Annotated in this window: 16 protein-coding genes; 7 read left to right on the forward strand and 9 right to left on the reverse strand. The window is 62.9% G+C overall.

The window, feature by feature from the left end; translation table 11 throughout:
• Nucleotides 1–176: 176 nt before the first annotated feature.
• A complete protein-coding gene (locus CDE01S_RS14835; protein ID WP_066709234.1) occupies nucleotides 177–719 on the reverse strand; it encodes a phasin family protein in 543 nt (180 codons plus the stop codon).
• Nucleotides 720–886: 167 nt separating this feature from the next.
• On the opposite strand from CDE01S_RS14835, the gene CDE01S_RS14840 reads away from it, so the two are divergent.
• The 5 genes from CDE01S_RS14840 to CDE01S_RS14860 are packed head-to-tail and all read left to right on the forward strand — an operon-like array spanning nucleotide 887 to nucleotide 5412.
• On the forward strand, nucleotides 887–1816 hold the full coding sequence (locus tag CDE01S_RS14840; RefSeq protein WP_066709237.1) for a histone deacetylase family protein: 930 nt from the start codon (nucleotides 887–889) through the stop codon (nucleotides 1814–1816).
• A 30-nt stretch (nucleotides 1817–1846) separates the two neighbouring features.
• On the forward strand, nucleotides 1847–2290 hold the full coding sequence (locus CDE01S_RS14845; protein ID WP_066709239.1) for an acyl-CoA thioesterase: 444 nt from the start codon (nucleotides 1847–1849) through the stop codon (nucleotides 2288–2290).
• Nucleotides 2287–2982 carry a nitroreductase gene (locus tag CDE01S_RS14850; RefSeq protein ID WP_066709242.1) on the forward strand — a complete coding sequence of 232 codons (696 nt, stop codon included), beginning with the start codon at nucleotides 2287–2289 and terminating at the stop codon, nucleotides 2980–2982. The genes CDE01S_RS14845 and CDE01S_RS14850 overlap by 4 nt, the downstream gene beginning before the upstream one ends.
• 17 nt (nucleotides 2983–2999) lie before the next feature.
• Nucleotides 3000–4412, forward strand: coding sequence for a sodium:proton antiporter (locus CDE01S_RS14855; protein WP_066709298.1), 1413 nt, complete (start codon nucleotides 3000–3002; stop codon nucleotides 4410–4412).
• 13 nt (nucleotides 4413–4425) lie between these two features.
• Nucleotides 4426–5412 (forward strand): 2-hydroxyacid dehydrogenase, encoded by a 987-nt coding sequence (locus tag CDE01S_RS14860; protein ID WP_066709245.1) that lies wholly within the window; start codon nucleotides 4426–4428, stop codon nucleotides 5410–5412.
• A gap of 4 nt (nucleotides 5413–5416) precedes the next feature.
• Here CDE01S_RS14860 and CDE01S_RS14865 read toward each other — a convergent pair whose 3' ends face one another.
• The 3 genes from CDE01S_RS14865 to CDE01S_RS14875 are packed head-to-tail and all read right to left on the reverse strand — an operon-like array spanning nucleotide 5417 to nucleotide 8245.
• Nucleotides 5417–6532: a YbdK family carboxylate-amine ligase gene (locus CDE01S_RS14865; RefSeq protein WP_066709248.1), complete on the reverse strand. Its 1116-nt coding sequence runs from the start codon at nucleotides 6530–6532 to the stop codon at nucleotides 5417–5419.
• A complete protein-coding gene (locus CDE01S_RS14870; RefSeq protein ID WP_066709301.1) occupies nucleotides 6529–7776 on the reverse strand; it encodes a cation:proton antiporter in 1248 nt (415 codons plus the stop codon). The genes CDE01S_RS14865 and CDE01S_RS14870 overlap by 4 nt, the downstream gene beginning before the upstream one ends.
• 58 nt (nucleotides 7777–7834) lie before the next feature.
• On the reverse strand, nucleotides 7835–8245 hold the full coding sequence (locus tag CDE01S_RS14875) for a MarR family winged helix-turn-helix transcriptional regulator (RefSeq protein WP_245636186.1): 411 nt from the start codon (nucleotides 8243–8245) through the stop codon (nucleotides 7835–7837).
• 250 nt (nucleotides 8246–8495) lie between these two features.
• Between CDE01S_RS14875 and CDE01S_RS14880 the strand changes: the two genes are divergently transcribed.
• Nucleotides 8496–9845 (forward strand): DNA recombination protein RmuC, encoded by a 1350-nt coding sequence (locus CDE01S_RS14880; protein ID WP_245636187.1) that lies wholly within the window; start codon nucleotides 8496–8498, stop codon nucleotides 9843–9845.
• Complete coding sequence (locus CDE01S_RS14885; protein ID WP_281179368.1) at nucleotides 9842–11062, forward strand: MFS transporter; 1221 nt, start codon at nucleotides 9842–9844, stop codon at nucleotides 11060–11062. The genes CDE01S_RS14880 and CDE01S_RS14885 overlap by 4 nt, the downstream gene beginning before the upstream one ends.
• Nucleotides 11063–11093: 31 nt before the next feature.
• Here the strand turns inward: CDE01S_RS14885 and CDE01S_RS18810 are convergent, their stop codons facing one another.
• From CDE01S_RS18810 to earP, 5 genes are all read right to left on the reverse strand, one after another.
• Nucleotides 11094–11972: an LOG family protein gene (locus CDE01S_RS18810; protein WP_066709253.1), complete on the reverse strand. Its 879-nt coding sequence runs from the start codon at nucleotides 11970–11972 to the stop codon at nucleotides 11094–11096.
• A 9-nt stretch (nucleotides 11973–11981) separates the two neighbouring features.
• Nucleotides 11982–12872 (reverse strand): ribose-phosphate diphosphokinase, encoded by an 891-nt coding sequence (locus CDE01S_RS18815; protein WP_066709256.1) that lies wholly within the window; start codon nucleotides 12870–12872, stop codon nucleotides 11982–11984.
• Entirely contained in the window at nucleotides 12872–14476 is a 1605-nt protein-coding gene (locus CDE01S_RS14900) for a thymidine phosphorylase family protein (RefSeq protein WP_084382915.1), read from the reverse strand. The genes CDE01S_RS18815 and CDE01S_RS14900 overlap by 1 nt, the downstream gene beginning before the upstream one ends.
• Nucleotides 14477–14559: 83 nt before the next feature.
• Entirely contained in the window at nucleotides 14560–15114 is a 555-nt protein-coding gene (efp, locus tag CDE01S_RS14905; protein ID WP_066709259.1) for an elongation factor P, read from the reverse strand.
• 137 nt (nucleotides 15115–15251) lie between these two features.
• Nucleotides 15252–16352 (reverse strand): elongation factor P maturation arginine rhamnosyltransferase EarP, encoded by a 1101-nt coding sequence (earP, locus tag CDE01S_RS14910; RefSeq protein ID WP_066709316.1) that lies wholly within the window; start codon nucleotides 16350–16352, stop codon nucleotides 15252–15254.
• Nucleotides 16353–16365 lie beyond the last annotated feature (13 nt).

Here is a 16365-nt window from a genome sequence, read left to right on the forward strand (position 1 = left end):
TAAAAAAAGGCCCCGTCATACGACGAGGCCTTGAAGGGATCCCTGAACCCGAAGGTGTCGAAAGGACCCGAGGAGACAACCGGTGGAAACTGCTTAGTTCCCGATGAAATGAATTATGTCAGGGTTTTCCCTTGGCGTAAAGTCATTTCAAGAAAAAATCGAGGGTTTACCCTTTGTTACCGTTTGCGGGCAGCCGGCTTGCCTGCGCTCACAGCATTGGCGGCCACGGCATTGAAGTTGGATTCGGCCAGTTCAGTCGCTTGTTTGACGGACTTCTGAATCGATTCCAGTGCATTGTTGGCAGCAGCCACGGCGCTTTTCATCACAGCCACAGCCGTTTCGGAGCCGGCAGGCGCGTTCTTGGCCGCGTTGTCGACCAAACCCACGAACTTCTTCTGGGCTTCAGTCGCCTGATCTTCAAAAGCCTTGCCGAATTCGGCACTGGTGCTGGATGCGATGTCGTACAGATGACGGCTGTAGGACAGGGTCTTCTCTGCCAAGGGTTGGAACAGGGCCGACTGCAGAGCCAGCAACTCCTGGGCGTCTTTGACGCTCAGAACGGACTGGGCCTGCTTGGAGGCGTCAGCCAAGGCGGCGCGGGAGGCGGTCATGTTCAGTTCAACCAGCTTCTCAACGCCCTCAAAGGCTTTGTTGGTCAGACCAAACAGGGTCTCGATGTTGGCTTTGTTGGTGGCCATGACTTGTTCGACGGTCAGCATGAGAATCTCCTTGAAAGGTGGGCTGAGGATTTATGTTGCAGTGCAACATGGCTCGAATTATAGGTAGGTGAATCGGGAGTGCAAGTCTTTTTTGTTGCGATGCAGCATATTAGGGTTGGCGCTCTAAATCCTCAAGGTCTGAAGTCACTGGGGTCAGAATCGGCCGCATGAAGGCGTTTTATTCAGATCATTTTGTTCTGCCCTTGCCCGCAGGACATCGGTTCCCCATGGCCAAATACAGTCAGCTGCGCGAGCGCCTGGCCCGTGAGTTACCGCTGGTGACCTTGCAGGAGGCGCCACGGGCCAGTGATGGGGAATTGGCACTGGTTCACGTTCCCGCTTACATCGCATCGCTGGCACAGGGCACGATCAGTCGCGCGGCCATGCGTGAGATCGGCTTTCCCTGGAGTGACGCCATGGTGGAGCGCTCAAGGCGCTCGGCCGGGGCGACCGTGGCCGCGGCTCGGCTGGCCCTGCAAGCGGGGGTGGCGGCCAATCTGGCCGGTGGTACGCACCATGCCTATGCCGACAAAGGCGGCGGTTTTTGTGTTTTCAACGATGCCGCCGTGGCTGCGCGCCTGATGCAGGCCGAGTGGGGCCGGCAGCAGCGCCGCACCTTGCGCGTGGCCATCATTGATCTCGATGTGCATCAGGGCAATGGCACGGCGCACATTTTTCAGCACGACGACAGCGTGTTCACACTGTCCTTGCACGGCGAAAAGAATTTCCCGTTCTGCAAGGAAAGCAGCGACCTGGACGTGGCATTGCCCGACGGTTGCGGTGACGAACCCTATCTGCAGGCGCTGGAGGCCGCGCTTGAGGAGTTGCTGCACCGTTTCGAGCCGGGTCTGGTAATTTATCTGGCTGGAGCCGATCCGTTTGAGGGGGACCGTCTGGGCCGCCTCAAGCTCAGCCGTGACGGACTGGAAGCGCGCGACCGACGTGTGTTCGACTGGTGCTGGCAGCGTCGCATTCCGCTGGCCTTGGCCATGGCCGGTGGTTATGGTGTGAAGATCGAGGAGACGGTGCAGGTGCAGCTCACCACGTACCGGGTGGCATTGGACTACTGGCAACGCTGGCAAACCCTCAGGGCGTGAGGGCTGCAGGCTGGCAGAATCGGATCTGCGATGAATACCCAAACAGAAAAACCGAGACCCGAGAGACGCAGCGCCTACAAGGCCTTTCGCCCGATCAGCACCCGCTGGATGGACAACGATGTCTATGGCCATGTCAACAATGTCGTGTACTACAGCTGGTTCGACACGGCCGTCAATGCCCATCTGATCGAACAGGGAGCGCTGGACATCCACCAAGGCGAAACCATCGGCCTGGTGATCGAGACCCAGTGCAACTACTTCGCCTCGCTGGCGTTTCCCCAGGCCGTCGAGGCCGGCATCCGCGTGGCCCGTCTGGGCAACTCCAGTGTGCGCTACGAGGTGGGGCTGTTTGCTGAAGGCGAAGAACTGGCAGCAGCGCAGGGCCACTTTGTTCACGTTTATGTCGACCGGCAGACGCGCCGGCCGGTGACTTTGCCGGAGAAACTCAGAACCGTGCTGGAGACGCTTGCATGACCCCTATGTCCGTGGCTGACGCGATCAACTCGCGCATGTCGATCCGTGCTTTCACGCCGCAAGTCCCGGCGCGTGAACTCATCACCGAACTGCTCCAGCTGGCCAGCCGGGCGCCGTCGGGCACCAACACCCAGCCCTGGAAGGTTTATGTGCTGCAGGGCCAGAGCCGCGATACGCTGGTGGACAAGGTTTGTGCTGCTCATGACGCTCTGCGCGCCAACCCGGCGTTGGCTGCCGAGTACCGTGAAGAGTACGACTATTACCCGGAGCAATGGGTCAGCCCCTACATTGACCGCCGGCGCGAAAACGGCTGGGGACTGTATGGCCTGCTCGGCATCGGCAAGGGCGACAAAGACAGGATGCATGCCCAGCATCAGCGTAATTTCCGTTTCTTCGACGCACCGGTCGGGCTGATGTTCACGGTCGATCGCATCATGGGGCGTGGTTCGCTGGTGGACTATGGCATGTTTCTGCAAAACATCATGCTCGCTGCGCGCGCCTGTGGCCTGCATACCTGCCCGCAGGCTGCCTGGAACCATTTCGGAAAAATCATCCTGCCGCACATCGGTGCCGGTCAGAAAGAGATGCTGGTGTGCGGCATGGCGCTCGGTTATGCCGCTGAGAATGACATCGTGAACACCTTCCATACACCGCGTGAGCCGGTGTCGGAGTTCACGCGTTGGCTCGATTGATGTTGAAAGAAATGCAGATGAATGCTGTTCGTTGGGGTTGGGCCTTGGGATTGTTGGCCCTTTGGCCCGGTTTGGCCGCCGCGGCTGAACTTGATGGCAGCCAGCTTTCGGTGCTGTGGGGTGTACCGTTTGCCGGCCTGCTGCTGTCTATTGCCGTGGTTCCCTTGTTGGCGCCCATGTTCTGGCACCACCACTTCGGCAAGGTGGCGGCGGTTTGGGGGCTGGTTTTTTTCCTGCCTTTTGCGCTGACTTTCGGCGTGGGTGCTGCAGCGGCCCATCTGGTGCATGCGCTGTTGGCGGAATACATCCCTTTCATCATTCTGCTGACCGCGCTGTTCACCGTGGCAGGCGGCATCTACATCCGCGGCAATCTGCACGGCAGCCCGGGACTTAATACCGCCATTCTGGCAATCGGTGCCGTACTGGCGAGCTTCATGGGGACGACCGGTGCCTCCATGCTGATGATTCGGCCGCTCATTCGAGCCAATGACAACCGCAAGCACAAGGCGCACGTGGTGGTGTTCTTCATTTTCATCGTCTCGAACGCCGGCGGCTCCCTCACGCCGTTAGGTGATCCTCCGCTGTTTCTGGGCTTCCTCAAGGGGGTGGACTTCTTCTGGACGGTGAGTCACATTTTCCCGGAGACCCTGTTTCTGATCGGGTGCCTGCTGGGCCTGTTTTATCTGTTGGATGGGTGGTACTACCATCGACGCGAGGAAATCCTGCCGCTGGATCCGACGCCGGACAGCCGGCGCATCGGTTTCGATGGCGCCGCCAATTTCTGGTTGCTCGGCGCGATCGTCGCCTTGGTACTGCTCAGCGGCTTCTGGAAGTCCAGTCTGGTGTTTGATGTGGCTGGCACCGAGGTTGGCCTGCCAGGGTTGGTGCGCGATATCGGCCTGGTGGCGGTGACATGGCTGTCGCTGAAGATCACGCCGACCGGGGTGCACGTGGACAACCAGTTTTCCTGGGGGCCGATGCAGGAGGTGGCGAAGCTGTTCGCCGGCATCTTTCTGACCATCATCCCGGTGATCGCCATGCTCAAGGCCGGCGTGAGCGGTCCGTTCGGTGCAGTAGTGTCTGCGGTGACACGTCCAGATGGCTCACCCGATCCGGCCATGTACTTCTGGGCTGCGGGTGCGTTGAGCTCCTTCCTCGACAATGCACCAACCTACCTGGTCTTCTTCAATACAGCCGGGGGAGACCCCGCGGTGTTGATGACCACGCTGGCGCCGACCCTGGCCGCCATCTCGGCCGGTGCCGTCTTCATGGGCGCCAACACCTACATCGGCAACGCCCCCAACCTCATGGTCAAAGCGATTGCGGAAGACCGGGGCGTGAAAATGCCCAGCTTCTTCGGCTACATGCTGTGGTCGGTGGGTATTCTGGTTCCCTTGTTCATTGTCATGACCTTTATCTGGTTCCGTTGAAAAAGAAAGCCTTATGAGCAAACCTCGCATTCTGATCGCCCGTGCCGTTTTTCCTGCCGTGATTGAGCGCTTGTCGCAGTACTTCGACATCGAGTCGAACCAAGCTGATGAAACCTGGTCCAAGGCGCAACTGACAGAGAAGCTGCGCGACAAGGCGGGTGCCTTTACGACCGGTAGTGATCGCATTGATGCAGATGTGCTGGCGGCCTGCCCGCAGCTCAAGATCTGCGCCAACATGGCTGTGGGCTACAACAACTTCGATCTCGATGCCATGACTGCGCGTGGTGTGCTGGGGACCAACACGCCAGATGTGCTGACAGAGACTACGGCGGACTTCGGTTTTGCGCTGTTGATGGCCACGGCGCGCCGCATCACCGAGAGCGAGCATTACCTGCGTGCCGGCCAGTGGACCAAGTGGAGTTACGACATGTTCGCCGGCTCCGATATCCATGGCGCCACGCTCGGTATTCTGGGCATGGGCCGCATAGGCCAGGGCATTGCCCGGCGCGGTGCGCACGGCTTCGGCATGAATGTGATCTACCACAACCGCTCGCGTCTCGATGCTGCGACCGAGGCCGAATGCAAGGCGCGTTACGTCGACAAGGACGAGTTGCTGAAGACGGCTGACCACCTTGTGCTGGTGTTGCCGTACTCGGCCGCGTCCCACCACGCCATCGGCGCGGCGGAGCTGGCGCAGATGAAACCGACGGCCACACTGGTCAACATTGCTCGGGGTGGCATTGTGGACGACGCTGCGCTGGCTGCAGCGCTGCGCGACAAGCGCATTGCCGCCGCCGGTCTGGACGTATTTGAAGGCGAGCCCAAGGTGCACCCGGATCTGTTGACCGTGCCGAATGTGGTGCTGACCCCTCATATTGCCAGTGCCAGTGTGCCGACGCGTCTGGCCATGGCCAATCTGGCCGCAGACAACCTGATCGAATTTTTCACCAAGAACAAGGCGCTGACGCCGTTGAACCCGCAGGTGCTGACCCGGGCCTGATGACTTAGCGGCGAAACTTTTCGCCGGCTTGTCGCGTCATCTCGGCCAGCAGGTGTTCGCGTGCATGGCATTCGCGCAGCCAGCGTGCATCGTTGTGGCCTTGCTCGGCGCTGTGGCGCAGCTGTCGGATGGAGGCAGTGGCACCCGGGGTGGTGGCATGGCGCTCCACCTGGGCCAGCGTCAGCAGAATGTGCTCCCGCAACGGCAGGTGTTCACCGCTGGCCGGGTCCACGTAAATGGCATCAAGTCCGAAACGGCAAGCCTGGAAACGGTTGTAGGTGTAGACCAGATAGTCGTCCTCGACCGGCAGGAAGGGCTGCGCCTGCATGAACCAGGCGGCCAGCGCCTGAACGTAGCCGGCCAGGGCCGCCGCACGTTCGATGCTCAGCGGCGTGTCGAACACCCGGATCTCGATCGTTCCGTACTCGGGCTTGGGCCGGATGTCCCAGTAGAAGTCCTTCATGCTCTTAACGACGCCGGTGCGTGTCATCTTGTCGAAGTAGGCGGTGAAATCTGCCCAGCGCAATGCAAAGGGTGCGCGGCCTGAGAGCGGGAAGGCAAATACCGAGTTCAGTCGCGCCGAGTCGAAGGCCGTATCCTGCCCCTGCACAAAAGGCGAGGAGGCCGACAGTGCAATGAAATGCGGGATGTAGCGCGACATGCGGTGCAGCATCAGCAAGGCGCTGTCGGCGTCCGGGCAGCCCACGTGCACGTGCTGGCCGAAGATGGTGAACTGTTTGGAGAGGTAGCCGTACAACTCCGACAGCTGGCGAAAGCGCGGTTTGTCGTAGATGCGCCGTTCATGCCATTGCTGGAAAGGATGGGTGCCGCCACCGACCACGGCGATATTGAGCTTGTCGGCACATTGCACCAGCGCATCACGGATCTGTGACAGTTGTTCCAGAACTTGTGCCGGAGACTGGCAGATGCCGGTCGAGATCTCGATCATGCTGGAGGTCATCTCGGGCACCACACTGCCCGGCAACTGGCGTTTGGCCATCAGGCGCAACATGTCGTCGGCATAAGGGGCCAGGTCGTAGTCGTGGGTGTTGACCAGTTGCAGTTCGAGTTCGACCCCGAGTGACAGGGCCTCGGAGTGTTGGAAGGCTTCAAGCGTCATGGTGCATCGCCTCCTGTGGCCGTGGCAGAAACAAGCGGGAAGGCGGCTTCACCACTGCGCTGCAGGGCCATAGTGCTCATGAGCGCGCCCAGGACTTCCATGAGGAGGATCAGCGGCAGGGCCAGCGCTGCGATCTGGTTTCCGAACTCCGGCGTGAACAAGGTGAACTGCGACACCAGCAGCAGCGCCACAGCCGACATCGGCCACATGGCGCAAGCCGTCCAGAAGGCCTGATACAGGCTGGCCCCGCTGCCGATGCCGGCCACGCCGATGGCCAGCGTCTTGGCCAGCGTGCGTGCCAGCACGACGGCTGCGATGAGGCTGAAGGCGGTCAGGTTCCACTCGGCTTGGGCCGCCGCCATGGAGACCAGCACAAACATCAGGATGGTCAAGATGGAGGACGCTGTGCCGAACTGGCGTGGCCATGACCAAGGCCGAGGGTGCAGGGCCTTGAGCAGAATGCCGGCCAGCAGGGCCGCCAGCGGTGCCGAGCCTCCGAAGTTGGCGGCCAGGGTGGTACAGGCAACCACCAGGGCCAGCAGCGTCACCGATGTGTTCTCACTGGTCGGACTCATGAGGCGCAGGGTTCCCCGCAGCGCCAGGGCGAGAACGGCACCCAGCAGTACCGAGATGCTGAGCAGCAGCACGACCGGGACGAAGGCGTCGGTGAGCGAGGCGGCAGGACGCCCCAGAAAGCGTGCCATGACGCCGCCAAGGGCCAGGACGTACAAGGTGTTGAGTGCGGCCAAGGTGATGGCGCGATCGGTCACCGGGCCGCTGGAGCGGATATCGGCCGCCACGCGCATGAGCACCGCCGGCGAGGTCGTGACGGCGAGCAGGGAGAGCGGTGCGAGCAACTCGGCATCCACCTCGAACAGCTGCAAGACGCCGTACACCGCCGCAAAAGTGAGGGCGGACTCGGCCAGGCTTTGCACCAGCAGCATGGGGTTGTGACGGAACCAGCGCAGCGTCAGGCGTCCGCCGGCCTCGAAGAGCAGGACGGACAAGCCGAGTTCGACCATGAACAGGCCAATGCCTTCCAGCGGCCAGTGCGTGGTGGTGAATCCGGTGAAGCCGGCCAGAGCGCCAACGATTGAATAGCCCAGCACCTTGGGCAGGCCAAGACGGCGCTGCAGCATGTGCCCGGCCGCTGCGGCCAGCGCCAGCAACACAGCCCATTGCACGGTGGGTAGGCCTGCGGAGGGTTGGATCCATGCAGGCCAGAACTGCATCAAGTCATTCATGGTCATTCCTTGTTTGCAACCGCCGGAAGGACACGGACAAGCGTGTCGCCCCAGCCGCCTAAAGTTGTTCGGCCAGCGGTGTCAGTGCTGCCGTGTCGTCAATGTGCATGGCAGCGATCAGTTCATCCAGGTCGCTGTTGAGGCGCTGGAGCGTGTGCGGCGGCAAGGTGCTCAGCGCCTTGGGCAGCACACCGATGTAAGGGCCACGCATGCGTTGCAGGATTTTCATGCCCGCTGTCTGTAGATGCAGATGCCTCACCCGGCGATCACTGTCATTGTGCGTGGTCGAAATCAATTCGCGCTCCAGCAGTGTCTTGACCAGGTTGCTGGCAGTGGATTGATGCACGTCCATGGCTTGCGCCAGTTCGCTCAGGCGGATGCCGGGCCTCTCGCGCAGGATGCTGAGTGCGCGCAATTGGGCGGCACCGGTGCCGGTGAGTTTCTCGACCTGCTGAAAATGGCTGCGCACGGCGTTGAAAATCACCCTGAAACGCCGCAGGGCCTGAACGTCAGGCCCGATCACAGGGGCGGCAGGCGGCTGACAGGGCGTATTTGCCGCGGACCGGTGGCGGGCAAGCCGTGCCGATTTGGGCGTACTGCTCGATGAGGTCATGTGGTGATTATATTTGTACAAATGTTATTGCGGAAAATCACTTTGCCACAGACAGATCACTCAGGATGACGTTTTGAACAACAATACGATGTTGGAGGAAACTGGTTTGAACGACATCGTGCTCTGGTCCGTGCTGGCGCTGGCCACCCTGAATCTATTGCTGCTGCTCTGGTTGGCGTTGCGGCGTGGTGATGCCGCCGCAACCCAGACGGAATGGTTGGCGGCCTTGCAGACCAGCAGCGAGCGTCTGGGGCGCGAGCTGCGCCATGAGATCGACGAGTCGGCACGTAACAGCCGGCTGGAGTTGACGCAAAACCTGGCAACTTTTCAGCAAAGTCTGGTGCAGCAGGCGGCCGAGGCCACACGTACGCAGAACACGCAGATCGATGCTTTCGGCCAGCAGCTGGCACTGCTGCAGAAGACGCTGTCCGATACCTTGACGCTGCAGCTGTCCAGCTTGAGCGAGTCCAACGCCCGCCGCATGTCCGAAGTGCGGGCGACGTTGGAGGCGCAACTGGCGCAGTTGCAGCAGACTAATATCGCGAAGCTCGACGAGATGCGTGCAACCGTGGACGAGAAACTGCAGACCACGCTGCATGCGCGCCTGGGCGAGAGCTTCAAGCAGGTGGCCGATCGGCTGGAGCAGGTGCACAAGGGCCTGGGGGAGATGCAGACGCTGGCAGCCGGCGTCGGCGACCTCAAGCATCTGCTGACCAACGTCAAGACGCGCGGCATGTTCGGCGAGGCCCAGCTGGCCGCATTGCTGGAGCAGGTGTTCGTGCCGGACCAGTATGCCGCCCAGGTGGCCACGCGCCCAGGCAGCAAGAACGTGGTGGACTTCGCCATCAGGCTGCCCGGCAAATCGGACAGTGGCGAGCCCTTGTGGTTGCCGATCGATGCCAAGTTCCCGAACGAAGACTACGAGCGCCTGCTCGACGCACAGCAACGTGCCGATGCCGTTGCTGCGGAAGGGGCAGCCAAGGCGCTGGAGGTGCGCATCCGATTGGAGGCCAAGTCGATTGCCGAGAAGTACATCGAGCCGCCATACACCACCGATTTCGCCATCCTGTTCCTGCCGACCGAAGGTCTGTATGCCGAAGTGCTGCGGCGCCCCGGATTGATGGAAGCATTGCAGCGCGAGCACCGGATCACGTTGGCCGGCCCGACCACGCTGCTGGCCATGCTGAGCTCGCTGCAGATGGGTTTTCGCACGCTGGCGTTGGAAAAACGATCGAGTGAGGTGTGGCAGGTGCTGGGTGCGGTCAAGACCGAGTTCGGCAAGTTCGGCGACGTGCTGGCCAAGGTCAAGTCGCAGACCGAGACCGTGCTCAATACCCTGAGCAGTGCGGAGGTGCGCAGCCGGGCCATGGGGCGCGTGCTGCGCCAGGTCGAGGCTTTGCCGGACGAACAGGCACAAGCGCTGCTGCCAGTTGACAAAGAGGCTGACGAAGGGTGAGCTCTTCTTCGCTGCCGCAGGTCTCGCCGCGCTGGGGGCTGGCCCGGCTGATTGGTGGCCATATTTGTTTGCATACCTGCATGGCCGGCCTGCGCATGGCTACCCCGCTGCTGGCGCTCAAACAAGGTTACAGCCCGCTGGCAGTCGGCATGCTGATGGCCCTATTTGCCCTTACGCAGGTGTTTCTGGCGCTGCCGGCTGGCCGCTATGCCGATCGCCATGGCCTCAGGCGCCCGGTAGGCTTCAGCGTCATCGCGGCGACACTGGGTGCAGGCCTGGCGGTGGCTTTTCCGGTTTTCCCGGTGCTGTGCCTTGCTGCGCTGCTGACCGGAGGCGCGACCGGTTCGGCGGCGATTGCCTTGCAGCGGCATGTGGGGCGGGCCGCGCGCGATGCAACCGAGCTAAAGCAGATGTTCAGCTGGTTTTCGATCGGGCCCGCCATTTCGAATTTCCTCGGGCCGCTCACGGCCGGCGTTCTGATCGACCACGTGGGCGGATTCTTTGGCGGTCAACCCGGCGATCTGATCGGTTACCGCTCGGCCTTCCTGCTGATGGCGCTGTTGCCCTTGGGGAGCTGGTTGTGGATTCGAGGCACACCCGTGCTGCCCATCGCCGTTGCCGCACAGCCCGGCTCGCGACGTGCCTGGGACTTGCTGCGCGACCCGATGATGCGCCGCTTGCTGCTGGTGAACTGGTTTCTCTCCTCCTGCTGGGATGTGCACACCTTCGTGTTGCCGATCCTGGGGCATGAACGCGGCTTCAGCGCCTCGGTCATCGGCATGCTGCTGGGCAGCTTTGCGGTTGCGGCCACCCTGGTGCGCCTGATCATGCCCTGGCTGGCGGCGCATCTGCGCGAGTGGGTGGTCATCAGCAGCGCGATGCTGCTGACCGGCGTGCTGTTCGCTGTCTACCCCTTCATGCCCACGGCCTGGAGCATGGGGGTGTGCTCGGTGCTGCTGGGGCTGGTGCTGGGTTCGGTGCAGCCGATGATCATGAGCACCTTGCACCAGATCACGCCGAGCGACCGTCATGGCGAGGCCCTGGGCCTGCGCCTGATGTCGCTCAATGGCTCCAGCGTGCTCATGCCCATGCTGTTCGGCAGCATCGGCGCCGTGGTCGGCGTGTCCGTGGTGTTCTGGACGGTGGGGGGCGTGGTCGGGTTCGGTAGCCGCGTGGCCTGGGGGTTAAGACCCCCCATGCTGTCTCACCCCATGTAGACGCCGCCCCTTGGGGCGGCCCGGCGGCGACTCAGGCCGCACCCGACTCCAGTCGGTAAAACGCTTGGATCGCCTCCCAGGCATCTTCCGGGGTGTCCACCAACTTGAACAGCGCGAGGTCCTTCGGCGAGATCATGCCTTCCTCGACCAGCAGGTCGAAATTGATCAGTCGCTTCCAGAAGGCGCTGCCGAACAGCACCACCGGCACCGCTTCGGACTTGCCGGTCTGTACCAGCGTCAGGATCTCGAACAGCTCGTCGAGCGTGCCGAAGCCGCCGGGAAACGCCACCAAGGCCTTGGCGCGCATCATGAAGTGCATCTTGCGCAGCGCGAAGTAGTGGAACTTGAAGCACAGGCTGGGCGAGATGTAGGGGTTGTGATGTTGCTCGTGTGGCAGGGCAATGTTCAGGCCGACGTTGAGCGCACCCGCTTCATGGGCGCCGCGGTTGGCCGCTTCCATGATGCCAGGGCCACCACCCGTGCAGATGAAGAGCCGCTCATTCTCGGGAAGCTGGTGGCTGTGCTCGGCGACCAGGTAGCCGAAGCGGCGGGCCTGCTCATAGTGCGCCGCATTGCGTGCGTCGCGCTCGGCACGCGCCAGCGCTTGGTTGTCGCCACTTGCGCGCGCAGCCTCCAACCGGCGTTGGGCCTCGTCGGGGTCGCAAAAGCGCGCACTGCCAAAGACCACAATGGTGTTGGCTACGCCGAGGGCTTGCTGCGCCAGATCGGGCTTGAGCAGTTCGAGCTGGAAGCGGATGCCGCGGGTCTCACGGCGCAGCAGGAATTCGGGGTCGGCAAAGGCCAGCCGGAAGGCGTCGGCCTGCAGCGGCAGGCCGGCGTCGGCATGGGCCTTGAGGTCGGCCCAGGCATCGGCCAAGGTACGTTCGCTGAGGTCGTGCGGGGTCTTCATGTCGACGCGTCAAGGGCCCAGGTTGGTCAGCGCGGCGGCGATGGCAGGGGCCATGCTGACGGCATTGCTGGCGTGGGCAATGCAGTCGGTGCTCCAGACCTGGCCAATGCCAGCCGCCGACAGCAGTTGCAGCGCATCGCCGGCAAACAGGGCGTGGGTGACTGCGACGTCGACCGAGGCCGCTCCTGCCGCCAGCAGCAGGCGTGCCGCTTGCGCCAGCGTGTGGCCGCTACTGGCTACATCGTCGAGTAGCACCACCGCGCGCCCGCTGAAGTTGACGGAGGGGAGTTCAATGGCCACCGAACGATCGCCATGACGCACCTTGCGGCAGACCGCATGGTCGAAGCCGTGACGGGCCGCGGCCTGGGCAATCCACTGGGCTGACTCTTCATCGGGCCCGACCAGCAAGGCGTTTGGCCGATGGGTGGCCACCAGATCGGCCAGCAGGGGGGCACCGCTCAGCACCACGGCCTGCGGCACCGGCACGGCTTCCTGCAGCGAGGCGACGCGGTGCAGGTGCGGATCGACCGTGATGACCGCATCAAACAGCTGGGCCAGGAACTGGCCGACGATGCGCTGGCTGACAGCTTCGCCAGGGGTGAAGGCGATGTCCTGCCGCATGTAGGCCAAGTAGGGGGTCACCAGGGTCAGATGGCGTGCGCCAAGCTCGCGTGCAGTGCGCGCGGCCAGCAGCAGCTCCACCAGCTTTTCGTTCGGATGGTCGAGCGTGCGCAGCAGCACCACACGCTCCGGCAGGGCCTGGGGCAGACGCAGTTTGAGTTCGCCGTCGGGGAAGCGGTGGCGCGCGATCAGGCCCAGCGTCAGGCCGGCCTGTTCGGCGATGCGCTGGGCACTGGCTTGTTCGTCGTCGAAATGCAGCAGAACGGCGGGGCGGCTCATCAGAACTCCACAAAGAGATGCGGCACGTCTTCCGCCCGGCCGATGCTGTAGCCGGTGGATCGTTGGCAGGCTTGGCGGGCAAATTCCAGATCGGCCGGAAAGCTGGCATGCACGCGGTAGAGCACGGCGCCCGCCTGGACTTCATCGCCCAGTTTGCACAACAGGTCAACACCGGCGTTCTGCACTTTGGGGGCGCCGGCGAAGCGGGCGATACGTGCCAGCTGCAGGTTGTCGATGCCGCTGACCACGCCGGCCTGCGGGGCACGGATCTCGAAGCTCAGCGCGCCCAGTTCGGGGTGGTTGTAGTCAAAGAATTTGCTGCCCTGGGCCTGGATGATGTCGTTCATCTTGGCGATCGCGCGGCCCGAGTCGAGGATGTCGCGTGCGATGCCAAAGCCGTCACCGCCGCGCACGTCGGGACTGGATTCGATCAGGCGGCCGGCCAGGCGCAAGGCCTTCTGGCGCAGATCGTTCGGTGCGAGCGGGTCGTTCTCCAGCACGCGCATGACATCACGCGCCTCCAGCATGGGGCCGATGCCAAAGCCCACCGGCTGGCGGCCGTCGGTGATCACCACGTCGAGCGAGAGTTTCATGCGTTTGGCCACGTACTCGAACAGGCGGCGCAGGCGCTGCGCCTCCGGCATGGAGCGCACCTTGGCCGTGGGGCCGATCGGGATGTCGAGCACCAGATGGCTGGAGCCGGCGGCAATCTTCTTCGACAGGATGGAGGCGACCATCTGGCCGGGCGAGTCGAGCGAGAGCGGGCGTTCCACCGAGATCAGTACGTCATCGGCGGGCGACAGGTTGGCCGTGCCGCCCCAGGCCAGGCAGCCGCGATGCCGGCGCACGATGTCGTGCAGCTGTTCGATCGGCAGCTCCACATTGGCCAGCACTTCCATGGTGTCGGCCGTGCCGGCCGGCGAGGTGATGGCGCGCGAGGAGGTCTTGGGGCACAGCATGCCGTGGGCGGCCACGATCGGCACCACCAGCATGGAGGTGCGGTTGCCCGGAATGCCGCCAATGCAGTGTTTGTCGACCACCGGCTGTTCATGCCAGTCCAGCTTGCGGCCGGCCTCGATCATGGCCTCGGTCAGGTAATAGACCTCTTCGCGGTCGAGTTCGTCTCGGTTGGTGGCGACGACAAAGGCGGTGAGCTCGATCTTGGAGTAGTGGTGCTCGGTGATGTCGGTCACGATGGCGCGGAAGTCGTTGAGCTCCAGCCGTTCGCCGGCGAGCTTGCGGTGCAGGGCGCCGATGGATTCGGGCGGTTCGGCCTGTGACACTGTGGCCATGTGGCCGTCTTCGACGCCGATCTGGTCAAAAGCCGCCTTGGACAGGCCGAGCTGGCCGCAACCGACGATGGTTTCGTCATCCACCACATTGAGGGTGGCCAGGATGCTGTGCCCATTGGCATGGACCTCAACCTTGGACAAGGCCTTGAAGCCTTCGGCGCGGTAGACCTCGCAGTCGCGGTGCAGGTAGGCCACGTTCTCGTGATAGGTGTCGATCCGGACGCGGCGCAGCGCCAGCCGGGCCGGGCTGCCGTCACTGCCGGCCTCCGGGCTGGCGCAGGGGGTTGGGGGAAGAGGTTCTTGCGTGGACATGAAGAGAGCCTACACCGAATTGCCGGCGACGGAAAAGGAAAAGGCTCCCGAAGGAGCCTTTGACATGCGGTGAATGCAGGCGTTCAGACGCGCTTGCGGTACTCGCCGGTACGGGTGTCGATTTCGACCTTGTCGCCTTGGGCAACGAAAATCGGCACACCGATCTCGAAGCCGGTGGCAATCTTGGCCGGCTTGAGCACCTTGCCCGAGGTGTCGCCCTTGACGGCCGGTTCGGTCCAGGTGATTTCGCGCACGACGCTGGTGGGCAGTTCCACCGAGATGGCCTTGCCGTCGTAGAACACCACTTCGACCGGCATGCCGTCTTCGAGGTAGTTCAGGGCGTCGCCCATGTTCTCGGCTTCGACTTCGTACTGGTTGTACTCGGAGTCCATGCAGACGTACATCGGGTCGGCGAAGTAGGAGTAGGTGCACTCCTTCTTGTCCAGAATGACCTGGTCCATCTTGTCATCGGCCTTGAACACGACTTCGGTGCCGAAGTTGGCGATCAGGCTCTTGAGCTTCATGCGCACGGTGGCAGCGTTGCGGCCGCCGCGGCTGTATTCGGTCTTGAGCACGACCATCGGGTCCTTGCCGTGCATGATCACGTTGCCGGCACGAATTTCCTGAGCGATTTTCATAGTGTTTCCAATGAGTTGGCCGCTCAATGCCCCGAGATGACCGGTGTTCGTGCGGCAGGTGATGGGAGCGCCGCCGGTAGAACCACGCAGCATTCCGCAAAGCCTTGAATTTTAACGTCTTTTCAAGGCGCTAGGCGCTATCTGTGGATGCGATCCACAAATTCAAGCAGTTGGCTCACCAGATCGGGCTGGGCCAGCAGGCTTTGGCGTGCCCGGCGGGCAGTGTCGCCCCAGGCCGCCAGGTCCGGTGCCGGCAAGGGCTGTGCGTCGACGCCGTTCCAGCTGCGGTGGAAGCGCCGCAGCGACACCGGGGCCTCGATCTGTGCCAGAAAAGCCTCCAGCTTGTCGTGGTGGGCGTTGTCATGCTGGGGGTAGATCTGCCAGATGAAGGGCCGGCCGGCCCACAGGGCGCGTACCAGCGAGTCTTCACCGCGTACGAAATTCAGGTCGCAGGCCCACAGCAGGTGGTCAAAGTCGTCCTGCGTCAGGTAGGGTAGGTATGAAATTGATAGCACCTGGCGCTGATTCCATGAGGGCTCACGCTGTATTTTGCTTGCAACTACGGCCTGGGCTGCGACGCTGGCGCGGCCGGCTGCCACCAGCAGGTGCACCGGCTGCGTCTGCGCGGCGAACTGGTCCAGCAGTTCCGGCAGGGCCTGGGGTTCGTAGCAGAACAGCGAGATCCAGCGCGCCTGCGGCTGCGGCGTGATGCCCAGGTGTTGCAGCCAGGCGGCGCGGTCGAAGCGGGCTTGGCGTTGCAACAGGTCGGCTTCGCGCAGCAGGCCGCCCGTGCGCAGTGTGAAGCCGGGGTAGAAGAAATACTTGGTCAGACCGACGCCGGGGCCATGCATGACCGGTGACATCAGACCGTGGTTGCGCTCCACATAAGGCTCGGCCGACAGGTATTCCAGGTTGATCCAGGCATATTTTTGGCTCCTGGCCCTCGTCCATTCTGCGCAAGCAGCTATGAATTCAGGAGCAACCTCGCAGCCGAAGGCTTCCACCAGCACGTCGCCGGGAGTCAATCCGCTCAGGTCCAGTGGTTGTGTCCAGGGCCGGACTTCGACGCCGGGGCAGCCGGTGGGGGCCATCCAGCCCAGGGCGCTGGCGTCATCCACCCACAGGCGCACGCGCTGGCCGCGCCCGGCCAGCTGGCGCGCCAGGCGCCAGCAGACGCCGAGGTCGCCATGGTTGTCGATGACCTTGCAGAAAATATCCCAAAGCAGGGGAGAAGACATGCCGGGATTGTCC

It is taken from the genome of Curvibacter delicatus NBRC 14919 (genome assembly GCF_001592265.1).
Classification (GTDB): domain Bacteria; phylum Pseudomonadota; class Gammaproteobacteria; order Burkholderiales; family Burkholderiaceae_C; genus Hylemonella; species Hylemonella delicata.